The 12668-nt window shown below is 60.8% G+C and carries 7 protein-coding genes; 2 read left to right on the top strand and 5 right to left on the bottom strand.

Going from position 1 to position 12668, the window contains the following annotated elements; translation table 11 throughout:
- On the bottom strand, positions 1-2592 hold a 2592-nt coding region (locus PLJ71_10550; GenBank protein HQM49118.1), incomplete at its 3' end, for a hypothetical protein.
- 383 nt (positions 2593-2975) lie between these two features.
- On the opposite strand from PLJ71_10550, the gene PLJ71_10545 reads away from it, so the two are divergent.
- Entirely contained in the window at positions 2976-3998 is a 1023-nt protein-coding gene (locus PLJ71_10545; GenBank protein HQM49117.1) for an AraC family transcriptional regulator, read from the top strand.
- Here PLJ71_10545 and PLJ71_10540 read toward each other — a convergent pair.
- The 4 genes from PLJ71_10540 to PLJ71_10525 all read right to left on the bottom strand — a co-directional run bounded on the left by PLJ71_10540 (position 3989) and on the right by PLJ71_10525 (position 11371).
- Entirely contained in the window at positions 3989-5815 is a 1827-nt protein-coding gene (locus PLJ71_10540) for a Na+:solute symporter (GenBank protein HQM49116.1), read from the bottom strand. The genes PLJ71_10545 and PLJ71_10540 overlap by 10 nt on opposite strands.
- Before the next feature lie 43 nt (positions 5816-5858).
- Positions 5859-6893: a hypothetical protein gene (locus PLJ71_10535; GenBank protein ID HQM49115.1), complete on the bottom strand. Its 1035-nt coding sequence runs from the start codon at positions 6891-6893 to the stop codon at positions 5859-5861.
- Positions 6894-7011: 118 nt separating this feature from the next.
- Complete coding sequence (locus PLJ71_10530; protein HQM49114.1) at positions 7012-8178, bottom strand: Xaa-Pro peptidase family protein; 1167 nt, start codon at positions 8176-8178, stop codon at positions 7012-7014.
- A gap of 226 nt (positions 8179-8404) precedes the next feature.
- The gene (locus tag PLJ71_10525) at positions 8405-11371 is read right to left on the bottom strand and encodes a glycoside hydrolase family 2 TIM barrel-domain containing protein (GenBank protein HQM49113.1); all 2967 of its coding nucleotides are present in this window, start codon (positions 11369-11371) and stop codon (positions 8405-8407) included.
- A gap of 349 nt (positions 11372-11720) precedes the next feature.
- Between PLJ71_10525 and PLJ71_10520 the strand changes: the two genes are divergently transcribed.
- Positions 11721-12626: a carbon-nitrogen hydrolase family protein gene (locus tag PLJ71_10520; protein HQM49112.1), complete on the top strand. Its 906-nt coding sequence runs from the start codon at positions 11721-11723 to the stop codon at positions 12624-12626.
- The last annotated feature ends 42 nt before the right edge of the window (positions 12627-12668 follow it).

Here is a 12668-nt window from a genome sequence, read left to right as displayed (position 1 = left end):
TTTGACCTTGCGCAACGGAACGGCCTTTACGGCGCCAAGACCCACTTTCACGGATTTACCCTGCGGCAGATTGTTAACGCCTATCGTCAGCGAAGCGATTTGGTTGTAGTCCACCCACACATGATACATAGGATAGGCATAGGCCGTGACCCGGGACACATCCCGCAGCAAGTCGTTCCTGCGCCTGGTGTGCGCCCATTCGTACCGCGAAAGTTCTTCAGACTCCGGCTCGACCAGCCTGAAATACCGCCGTCCCGTGAAATTGATGCGGATATAGTGGTCCGCGAACCCTCCGCCCAGATGTTGGGGAGTCCGCACCTGCACATTGAGCACCTCGCCTTGTCCGTCACCGTCGACCCATAGACCCAGTCCCCGCTCTTTCATGCCGGCCGGCGGCGCAAACTCCTTGCGGAAGGCTGCCCACGCCCGGCCGCTCTCTACATCCGTGTTTTGCGCCGCGAGAACGGCGCCTATGCCCTTGTCGTCCGCGTTTTCGGGCAGCCTTTCCAGCGTTGCCGTGACGCCCTGCTGGGTTTCGGCCGGTCCGAACTCGCCGGGATTGCGCGGGTCCGCGAGCACCGTACCCGCCGGCGAATCGTAGTCTTCGGCATCAAGAAGCGCCTCGATACGCACCCGCAGGGGCTGTGGCCCGTACGGGTTATTGATCACCAGCTGCTCCGCTCCCGTCTCGGCCGTGATTTTGTGACGGGAATAGCTTGCGGGACGAAAAGCCCATTGCCCGTCATCAGCCACCTCGAGCGCAAACTCCTTGCCGGGAACCGCCAGTCGAGATTTGATGGAATCCGGCACGGCGCCGGCACTCCGAAGCGTCTCGTACTGCCGCGCGATAGCCGCCAACCGTTGCCTGTTCGCACGCTTGAGGCTGTCGGGACTGAACCCCACGATGTACGACAGACTGCTGTCCGTCGCCAAGGCTTTTGCGCAGAGATACTCCATGTCGTCCGGCATGGTGCGGTCCGGCTGGATGCCGTTCCAGTCAAAACACCCCCACCATCCCAGATGCGTCGGCAGAAAGGCCGATTTCCACTGCCTGTTGTGCAGCACATGGGAATCGACGAAATCCTTTACGCCGCGGGCCGGGCAGTCCCATGCCTGCATGCGCGACCGCACGCACCACAGATGATGGGAAAACGTGCTCATCTCCATGACGGGCGGCTTTTCGAGGCGGCGGGTCAGTTCATACACGAACTTGGCTGAGTAGTGCCAGGCGTATTCCGCTCCGCCCAGGATGTCCGCTCCGTCCAGGGCATCCAGGTAGAGCATGTCGAAACCGCACGCGTTATACAGATCTGCCGTGCGCTGGGCGACCTCCGCGAAGAGCGAGGAATCGCCTTGGGGCACGAACAACCCGAAACATTCCTTCAGGTGATACGCTTTGGTTCCCCGCGCGTGGCGCGCAGCATGTGTTCCGTAAGCCCCCCTCACACAATCTTTGAACGTAAACGGCGGCTCTTTCCCGATACCGCCGTATGTGATGAGTTCGTCGTCAAGCCGAAGGGTCACGCTGTTCCGCACCTGGAACCCAGTGACGGTCGACATCGCCTCCGTGCTTTCCTCGACGCCAATTGTGGCGTCGTCTTCATTGATGTCGTCAACGATGGTGAACACGGCATCCGTATCCAGTCGCGAATCGGGGACAGGCGTAACCCAGGGCGTTTCTTTGGCGATGAAGAAAGCGTACGTGTGCAGCCCCGCCGCAAATCCCGCATCGTGAATGGCGTCTACAACCGCCTTCAGGCTCTCCCGGCCGCGGGGGTACATATCCCTGTTGACCTCGAAATCGCCGAAGCGGAACGCATCGCCGCCGTGCAGGTCGATCTGGCTGGCGCCCACGCACCGGGCGGCGTCGAGCCACTTGCCCACGTTTTCCTGCGTGACATGCTCCTCCATCGCGATCAGGTAAGACCCCTGGTTGATGTCCGCATCGAGGGCCCACGGCCCTCCCAAGAGAGACGGCGCCAAGTCCGGCGATGATTTCACCGCGTCCTTCAACGCATCACGCAGCTCGCCAGGGTGGGCCGCTACGATAGCGCCCCGCGCGCCCACGAACCCGAAGCGCTTTGTCGCAATGAAGCCGGAGATGCCCGGGCACAGGCCCGGGATCTGAACGCAGTTGGTTTCAAGATTAAGCGCCAGCGGGCTGGCCCCGAAAGGCTCCGTGAACTCGCCCATGAGCGTCAGAGGAATCCGGGCGAACGTGAACTCCTCCGCGTTGCCGCACGTAAACGTGATGACCTCGAACACCAGACGCCGGGGTTCGGGAATCACCCGGAAGACGGCCTGCCCATCGATACCGGCGAATTCGAGCGTAAGCAGTTGCTCCCCGTACGCTGCAGCCGTGACGGGAAAGGTTCTGCCCCCGCCTCGAACTGACCCGAATGCTCCAGCCGCGGCGTGGTCACAGTAGTCAATCCCTGATCCCACGTCTACAAAACGCGCTACACGGCCGTCCGCGCCCACCCCGATGACGAACGAGTCCGTCTCGAGCAATATGGCGTCCTGCGCGCCAGAGTCCGCACTCGCTCCGGCCACGGCGATGAGCAGCGTCATCGAGACTGTAGAGAGGGTCATGCGCACATCCATCCTTAATGGACCGGCGCCGATTTCAAGAAATGATGAAAACCCGCTGCCATGATTCCGGCATCATTCCACAGACGTTCAGCCAGCCACAACTATTGTGTGCTCAGACACGCCCTTTGTCTTGTTACGTTTGGGCGTGCTATTGTAGGAATCCGAGTAACGCGTCATGCAACATGGGCCGTTTGGTCCGTATTGTGCGTTCCCAGGCGCCTGTTTGGTCTGGCGTTCGTTCTTTCAAATGCTATAACGTATCCGAGATGGGGTGCTGCGTTCGGGCCCGCGGGGCTGAACACGGCGCGGAGGTGAAGCGCTCAACAAGGCGCAATCAGCGGCGCTTGTGCGCGGGGGTGCAAGCATCATGAAGGAACATGGCTATGCCTTGGGCAATATCAAAGCCAGGGTCCGGTTTCGAGCCCCTCTACACCTCGACCCTTGACAAGGTAGGCGTGTCCGCGGACCGGCCTGTTCAAGTCGGTTCCTGGATGGCCGGAGACGGAGAATTCCGGCGCCTGGCCCCGGGCCAGCCCGAGTACCCGGGATGGCACTACGGATATCCGGTGTATGTGCCCGACCTCCAGGACCGCCGCCCGCACTCCCATGACCACTTCGAGATCTCCGTCATCCGGCAAGGAAAGGCCCTGCACCGCACCTGCTACGCGACGGATGAACTGGGGCCCGGCACCGTGATCGTCCTCGCCCCCGGTATGACCCATGCCATTTATGGGATTGCCGGGCTCCATCAGACGAACATCTATTACCTTACCGAATGGCTGGCCGACGACTTGATGGCCCATTGGCGTGAGACCGGACTGGTGCCGATGTTCCTGGCGGCCGCGTTGTTTCGACAACCCAAGGACGGGCCAGCGGTCTCGTTCAGCCTTTCGGAATCGGAATTGACGGCGCTGGACCGAGAATTGGCCGATATCACGCGCGAGTGCGTTGTCTCACAGCCCTCGCTCACGTTCCTGCGGTCGAGTCTTCTCAAAGCGCTGATACTCCTGAGCCGGTCCTACACCCGGCAAAGCCCGGTCGAGGTGGGACTCGGGTTCCGCGAGGAAATCGTTGCCGCTCTCGAACACATCGAGGAGTCCATTCTGCGGTGCGAACCGTTCAACGTGGGGCAATTGGCCGGCGGACTGGGCGTGTGTCCCGACCATCTGGGCGCCATTTTCCGCAAAGCCACCGGATGGAGTCCCATGACGTACTACCAGCGCCGGCGCGTTCAGCACGCATGCAACCACCTGCTCGACCTCAACCGGTCCCTTACCGAGATCGCGCACGCGCTCGGGTTCTGTGATTCCGCTCATTTCACGAACATGTTCAAGAAACATCAGGGCACTACGCCCATCATGTACCGGCACCGCTATACTTCGGGACAACGCAATCCTCATTCCTGAGAGGGTTGCCCGGTTGGCTCCAATGACGCGGCCACCCCGGAATCGCGCGGCATCTCTTCTTCGCGCGGCATGTTGTTGACCATGTACCAGCCGCTCACTGCGCTCACGGCAAGCGTCACAAGGGCCGAGCTGTATCGTCCTATGCATAAATAGCCCGTCCCGAACAAGCCCGTGTATATGCAGACGGTGCCAGCGAACCAGCCTATCCAGAGACGGCGCGAGGACGGCGCCTTGATTTCGGGATGCTTCCGGGCTATGTGGCCCCACCAGCCCCCGGGCCGGATGCGCCGGTAGAAGCGATCGAGGTGCGCATCCGACACAGGCGGGGTCAGGTACATCACTGCGATCCAGATCAGCGTGCAGATGCCGATGATGAAGATGATGCGGATGGCGTAGGTGTCCGAAGCATAAAACCAGTCAATTCGTTCCACGGCCTGCGGCGAAATGAGGCCAAGCCAAGCCAGCGGCTTGCAGAAGACGTTGCCGTTGGCGACGATCAGCGAGCTGATCATCGCGCCTATTTCCGCCCACGCATTGACGCGCCACCAGTACCAGCGCAGAAGCCCCACAAACGCTCCGCCCGCCCCGATGGTCATCAGGTATATCCACACCTTGGCGATGCTCTCCGATTGCCAGGCGGCAAGCGCTCCGAGGAGCATCAACACCAGCATGAGGACCCGCGATGCATTCACATAGTGGCGCTCGGAAGCCGCGGGGGCCATGAACCGCTTATACAGGTCGCTGACGAGGTACGAAGCCCCCCAGTTCAATTGGGTGCTCAGGGTGCTCATGAATGCGGCGAAAAGCGAGGCCACCATCAGTCCGCGCATCCCGCCAGGCATCAACTTTGCAATCATCTGGGGATAGGCCAGCTCGGGATCCTCGCCCGCTTGAAGCGGAAAGTACACCAGCGACGCCAATCCCACCACGATCCACGGCCAGGGCCTTACCACGTAGTGCGCGATATTGAACCACAAGAAGGCTTTTGCCGCGTGCCGCTCGTCCTTGGCTGAAAACATCCGCTGCGCAAGATAGCCGCCCCCCTGGCCGCCTCCCCACCACAGGAGCGATACCTGCACGACAAACGTGATAATCGCCAGGTTCGTAGCCGTCCGGAAATCCGGCACAAAGTGGAGCACCTTCGGTTCTACCCCTGGCGCCGCCAGCACCTGTTCCACCATCGGGCCCGGGCCGCCCATCTCAATCAGCACAATGACCATGAGCGTGATGGCCCCGAACATGGCCAGGGCGAACTGGAAGAAGTCCGTTACCACCACTCCCCAGTAACCCGACAGCGTCGTATACACCAGCGTGAGGATTACAAGGATGGCCACCGAAAAGACCTTGTCCCACCCCATCATAACGTTGAGGATCTTGCTCATCGCGAGCGTGACCCAGCCCATTACGATGCAGTTCACGAGCAGGCCCGAGTACACCGCGAAGAACGCGCGCAACGCGGCCGCCGACTTGCCTTCGTAGCGCAATTCCACGAACTCGACGTCCGTGATAAGCCCCGCGCGTCTCCAGAGGCCGGCGAAGAAGTAAACGGTGAGCATCCCGCCCATCAGCGCGCTCCACCACAGCCAGTTCTCGTAAATTCCTGCCTTGCGCACCAGTCCGGATACCACCAGCGGCGTGTCGGCGGCGAAGGTCGTGGCCACCATCGAGGTACCGACCAGCCACCACGGGAGGCTGCCCTCAGCCGTAAAAAACTCGCGCAGGCTGCGGCTGGCCCGCTTGGTGAAGTAGAGCCCTATCAGCAGCGAGAATACCAATGACGCGATGACTATCGACCAATCCAACGGGTTCAGTTGCATACGCTGTTGTCTTTCCTGCCTTGGTTATCGCGCCCCCGGGCTGTCAGGCCAACGTGCTCATCGCCGGCTCGTCAAGTTGCAGTCCTTCCTCTTCCGACAGATAGCGCAACAGTCCCGATTGGGTTCCTCTCAGAATCAAGGTCTCCGAAAGGAGCGTGCTGGCCAGCAAACGGTCCCCGGCCGCCTGCATGGCCCCAATCGTCTCAAGTTCAAAGAACCCGAGTTCGCCGCCGTTGAAAATGCTGTACAGGTCCGCCGTCGAAAACGGCCCCGCGAGCTGGTCATTGTCCGCGATATTGAAATAGACCCCCTGCAGGGGCGGGGTCTTGCGCAGGAACAACATGGAACGCCCCCGATCCAGAGCGCCGATGAATTGAGGTTCACTCTGGACCCGGACCCCTATCTGATGCCGCGCTTTTCCTCCCAGCCTGAACGAGAAATGGTCCCGGCGCCGGGCGATTCGGTCCCCCGGATCGCCGTAGAAATCACAATTCAGCGCATCTTCGAGCTCGGCCACTTTGCCGAAGGCGACGACGCCATCCGCTCCGGGGAACTGCTCGAGTGACCAGGGCGCCAGAAGCACCTTTTCCGGATCATACTCGCCCAAGGGTTCGAACGTGTCTTCCGTGTGGTAGCACATGCCTTCTAACGCGTACTCCTCCACGAGCGGACGAATGTCGCGCGCCGACACCAGCCTGCGGTACTCGAGGTCAACGCGCGTGCCTTTACGGTTCGTCAAGACGATGCGCTTCTCTATACCCACACAGTTTCTGTCGTCGCGGAATACCCTGGGCACCGCCTTGGCGATGCCGTGTTGCACCGTCCACGTGTTGCTGCCGGGAAGGTAGTTGAACGCAAAGGGCCCGCCTTCGGGAGCGGGCCAGAGGGAGTTGCCGCCAAGATTGTCGTATTCCGCTGGCGAGGGATGCGCCAGCGCCTTACCGTCAAGCCGGTGCACCAGTTCCCCGCCCAACTGACAGAAAATGCGCCCATTAAGCGACGGCGGAATAAGCATGCTGCCCTGCCCGCACTCCAGTTCGACCATCTTCGCATCATGCGCCCGTAACTGCTCCAACATCTCCGCACCTCCTCATTCCAGACGATGACCTGCGCTACAGTCCCAGACGAACCCCAAGCGACAGAAACCATTCGCCCCGTGCCAGCAGTACGCGCTTCGGTCCAAGCGACTGCGGCAGTCACTCCGTGAGCATCGTGTCCATTTTGGCGCTGAACGCGACGGGGCCATCCTTGGTGATTTCATAGCCCGTTTCGATGCGGGCGCCGTTCCATTCGGGATGGCCAAAGAAACTCACATCAACGCAAATCGTCATACCGGGCCTGAGGGCGTCCTGGCTGTTGGGCCCGAAGAAGGGGGCCTCGGCCTCATGCAGCCCTATTGTATGCGCGAACGGGCATACCAGGTATTTCAGCAGGCCGTGCTTCTCGAAATAGGCGCGGCCCGGCGCATCGATCTCGGTTCCTTTCCGGCCGGGCATCAATTGCGCTTTCGTCAGCCGAAACACCTCCTTGAGATGGCCCAGAAGTTCCTTCTGCGACGCCGTGTACTCGCCCGACACCGGCAGGGTGTGGCCCATAACCCCCGCGTATCCCTGTACTTTCGGGGCGAGACCAATCATGACCAGGTCGCCGGCCACAAGCCGTTTCGTCGTTGCCGTCGGCACAACCGCATTGGCCCGCGCACCGGACCCTACGATGGCGCTGAACCCGAAGCCCGTGGCGCCCCGGCTCCGCGCTGCATATTCGCCCGCGGCCGCCACTTCTATCTCCATGGCCCCCGGCTTGATGGCCTTCGCCATCGCGTCGTAGCACTGGTCCGCAAGCCCAAAAGCCGCACGGATTTGCTCACGTTCCCATGCTGACTTGTCGTGGCGCAACGCCAGGAAATCCTCCGTGATGTCCACCAGCTCCACACCCTTGAACCCTTCGGTGATTTGCCGGTAACAGTCCGCGGGCATTCGGCCGCCCCCAACCAGTCCCGCGCGGCGAATCGTCCCTTCCTTAGCTTTGAGTTCCGCGAACAGCGACGGGAAATCCGTGATCGTCGCGTTCGGATACTCCTCGTCCGGGACCATGAACACCGGGAAATTCCGTGTCTCGGTAATAGCGCTGTCCTGCTTCGCAAACGGCTCGCTCTCCGGCCCGCCGAGCAACATCGCACTCCCATCTTTCAGGACCAGCACGGCGCCGCTCTCGAACTGCGGACACCACCCCGTCAGATACCACCCATTGCCGATATTGAATTCGTCATAGTAGACAAGGGTCAGATCAAGGTTTTTCGCCTTCAGAATCGTCTGAACCTTGGCAAGCCGAATGTCGCGTTCTTCCTGACTGAGGTACCCCATCTTGTCATCTCCTTATAAGCCCTTCCCGGGCAGGTTGCCAGGTGTGCGGAGCCGTACCCGGGCAGCACAAGCACAGTTCCCGGAACCACTTCACTATACGCTCTTAAGTAATCTTTCACATAATTCTCCAACCCGATTGAGCATTTCTGTGGCCGCCTTGTAAGGAACCGAGGAACCCAGCCCGGCCGCGCCATCCGCATAGGCCGCTTTCGGCAAGGCTCCCCGGCTACGGCGCAGCGGCACGTTGCCTGAACAAACGCACGAACTCCTCGCGCGGCACGGTTGCGGCAGGAGAAAAACGGCTGCCGTTCATGTAGTCCCAGAAACATTTCAGGAGATACCGGGCCTCGACCGTCTCGTTCGGACACAAGGCTTCGGGCTTGTCATACGATGTCTGGCCCGCGGTATGAGGCCTCAGACACTGCAAGACACCCAGCGTGCACGCGAGCACGCGGCCATCTCCCACCTTGAACTCAAGCAGGTGGGCATTGTTGCGATGGGTGTAGTAGTGGTCAATCCCGCGGATTATCGGCGTTACCCCATAGCCCCGCAACGGGCTGAATTCCATGGGCAGATTGCCTTTCAACATGTTGATAAACGGCAGGTCGCACATCCCTTCGTGAGGAAACGCTTCCATCGCGGGATGTGGGCTTATGAGGGTCCCCGAGTTGCCGCTGTCCCCCGCGTTCCACGGAATCGTACGGAAAAGCGGGTAGAAACTGATGTTTTCATAGTACATCTTCATGTTTTCGAGCTCGGACCCGTGCGTGAACAGCAGACAGCGGCCTCCTCCCTCGAGGTAGTTTGCCAACGCCTCATCCGCTGTATCCGCAATGACAACCCGGGCCGAAGCCGGGATGGGCGCGAGTTTCTGGGCATAGGTGCGGAGAAACAGGCCGGTATCGAAGAGTTTTCCGGCATTTTCGGGAAGTGCCGCTGAGCGCAGCGGCTCCTCGACGTCCGGAAACGCCCAGAACGACCAGTTGTTGGTGTTGATGAGCCGGTTCTTATGATACAACGCGGCTTCCAGGCCGAGCTTGTACGCCCGTTTCGCGGCCGGCGGCTCGAACTGCGCGGAACCCGCGCAGGTGAACGCCCCCTGAGGCAAGGTATCAACCGGGATCTCGCCCTCAACCGCCCCCCACGGCCCCGTCGTCTTCCATTTCAACACGCTTCCGTCAAGAGAGGACTCACCATAGTGACTGATGCCCAGAGGAATGTCTGTCTTTGCACCCATCGGCAAACACCGGTTGCCGTCCTGCGCCAACACGATGACCGTGTCACCGTTGGATTTCAGGAATTCCTCCGGCGTGATGTTCTTCGGACTCCAGAAATCGTCGAGAAGGCCCTCGGTCCAATGCCCGTAGTCGATCAGCAGCCACAAGATGTACCCTTCGATCAACTTCCCTCTGCGCGCGTATTCGATGCCGTCTTTTCGGGACAGCGTCTGCAGCCAAGTGGAGTTCTTGTGATAGAGCGGTATCAGCTCGGCCTGGCCTTGAGCCCGCGCGGTCTCTTCGAGTCTGTCGAGCCAGAACGGTTTCAACTGTGAATCCGCGTATTTGTCCCTAAGGGAGACGTCGGGATAGCTGCTCCACCAGTTGTACTCGTGCAGAACCATCGGTGCGCGGCCGTCTGACTCCATATCCAACTCTTCAAACACGTCTTTCAACCACAAGGGATGTATTGAGGCATAGAAATCGGTGTCGCGCGCACCCTTTTTCGTTTCCATTGTGTTGACATAGCCCGTGCAGTCTATCACCAAGGCGTGCGGCGCCAGGCGCCGCGTCTGCCCCGGCAAACCGCCTGCGCCGCTGAAGTAATCGAACGATTCCTGGGTCTGGCTGTCAAAGGACATCTCGCTCGACATGCTGTAGGCCATGACGGACGCATGGTTCCGGCTGATCCGCACAAGGCCGTCGAGTTCGCCCGAATAATACCGCCTGAACCGCTCGTCGATGGTGTACCGGTTCGCGCGCAAGGTGGAAAGGCCAAACGGCATTTCCTGAATGACCAGTATTCCGGCTTCATCGCACGCTTCGAGGAATTCCGGCGGCACCGCCTCCACGCATCCCTTGACCGCATTCATTCCGTACTGGCGCGCCAGGCGGAGACGGGGCGCGTACCAGTTGACGTCCGATGGCGGACACAGCGTATCCGGGTAATAGAGGTGTTCGCCGAAACAGCGCACGTACAGCGGCGCCCCGTTCAGGTAGAACTTGGTCCCCTCCGTCTTGAATTCCCGCATGCCGAACCGCATGCCAACCTTGTCGGACTCGATGGACGCCCCCCGTTCCTTCAAACTGATTTCCAGCGTGTACAGCTTCGGATGTTCCGGCGACCACGCCTCAAACGTGCGCAGTTTCACTGAACTTCGCGCGTGCGTCTGCCTTTCAGGCATGCGCCCCAGCGCCCGGCCCAGCCGTTTCTCGCCATCCTTGACGGCCAGTTCGAGGTCCGTGGGAACCTCCGGCGCATGCGACAGGTCGACATCGACTTCCACAACCCCGTCCGAAAGCCGCGTGCGCACATACGCATCAATCACGCTGCATTTACCCGCGATTTCGCAATAAATGGGACGGTACGGGCCGCTCCACAACTGCGTACCCTCGTTCCACTCCAACATCCCGTCCATGCGGACTTCCGGAAGCTCGCACACCTTGATGGCGATGGCATTCTCGGCATTGGCGCGCACGAAATCCGTAATATCCACGCGCTGCGGCGTACGGCTGCTCTTTGTATAGCCCGCTTCACGGCCGTTGACGTAGATCCTGGCCGCCGGGAGAATGCCTCCGATGCGCAGCCATAGCCGCTCACCGTATGCCAACGGTGGAACAGAGAACGAGCGGCGAATCCAAAACGGTTCCATGAACATCGTGCGTTGGTACTGGTGCGGTTCGCCGTGACCCTGTGCCTGGGGCGCCCCCGGAACCGTCATGCACGCTTCAAACGCGCCCTTCCCCTCATGCCACCCCTGGCTCTCACCGATGTTGCCCGGGTCTCGTTTGAACTCCCAGACGCCGTTCAAATCCACCTCGCGCCGGTACGATATGCGGTGCGAGAAGACATCGGGCAGGAATCGTTCGCTCGGCTCCAGGTTCTTTTCGTCGGCCGCACTTGCGGGTACGGCCTGGGCAAAGGCAATGGGGACCGCCAAGAGCAACGCCAGCGCAACGCATAAACGCAGCCTCATCGTTAGCCCCCTTCGAATCTTCGCGGACAATACCCGGCTGCGGGAGTTCCGCGTCCGGCAATCCGGATGCGCCGCGACAAATCATATCTCAGATTGCCCAACGCAGACTACCATACCACACCCCGCTGATATTGGCGTTTTCCCCGCGCGCGTTGCATGGAACCCAGTACACGCATCCGCTATAGTGTGCGTCATGAGCAAACCCAAGAATAGGACCACGTTCACCCGGCGCGCATTCATAGGTGCGGGGGCAACGGGGATTGGTCTTGCGGCGTCGGCCAGCGCCGCTAACCCCCGCCGCGAAACGAAGAAATCCCGGGAGCAGCGCCCGGCGGCAAAGGAGCAATCCATGGGCCCGAAAGAAGCCGTGACAATTACGATGGTCCAGCTTACCACGGGGCCGGAAGCGCCGCCGCCCATCGAGCGAATGCCCCTGTTCTTCGAGAAGGCGGCGGATCTCGGCTCCGATTTGGTTGTCTTCCCCGAGTACGTCCTGGGCGATACGATCACACCCAAAGACGCGGTGGCCCGGGAGTTCTTCGCGCTGGCCGCAAAGCACAAGATCAACGCGGTCACCGGCTGCGTCGAAAAACACGGCACGGACCAGTGGTCTACCAGCGCATGGGTGGTCGATCGCGCCGGCAATTTTCTCGGCCGGTATCTTAAATGCCACCCCGCCTCGGGTCCCGAGCCTCACTTCTGGCCGCCGAACCAGGGCAACGATCGGGAAGCCCGCGGCATCCTCGGCAGCGAATTCAAGGTGTTCACGCTGGACTGCGCTCCGGTCGGCATTCTCCAATGCTATGACGGCTATTTCCCGGAGGCGTGGGGATGTACCTCATACATGGGCGCTGAGATCATCCTTTGGATAAACGGCCGCTTCGGCATGGTCGAAGACTCCCACTGCATCATGGCCGCGCAGTGCTACGGCTGCGTCGTCGGCGCGAACATCACCATGGGGTTCAACACCGGATTCGCAGGGCCGGGCTGCGTCACGCCCGCCGGCGGCTACTCCCAGGAACGCGAGCAGGCACGCCTCTATCCTCGCATCAAAGACAAGGGCGACGCCTGTGTCAGTGCCTCCATCAACCTCGCCGAACTTCGATGGAAACGCAAGCACTTGCGGACCATGCACCAGCGCCGGCCCGAACTCTACGGACTGCTCACGCGCGACGTCAAAATGTGGCAGAACTATCCAGAGATCCAGTGGGATTTCCCCGAGTGCGCGGGACTGGTCAATAAAGCTCAGCTTTAGGAGACCCTTGTCAGGGGCGCATGCCGTCACTTCTGCCTTCCG

The sequence above is a fragment of the Candidatus Hydrogenedentota bacterium genome (assembly GCA_035416745.1).
In the GTDB taxonomy this organism is placed as follows: Bacteria; Hydrogenedentota; Hydrogenedentia; order Hydrogenedentales; family SLHB01; genus UBA2224.
This window is presented reverse-complemented; position numbering and strand designations above follow the sequence as displayed.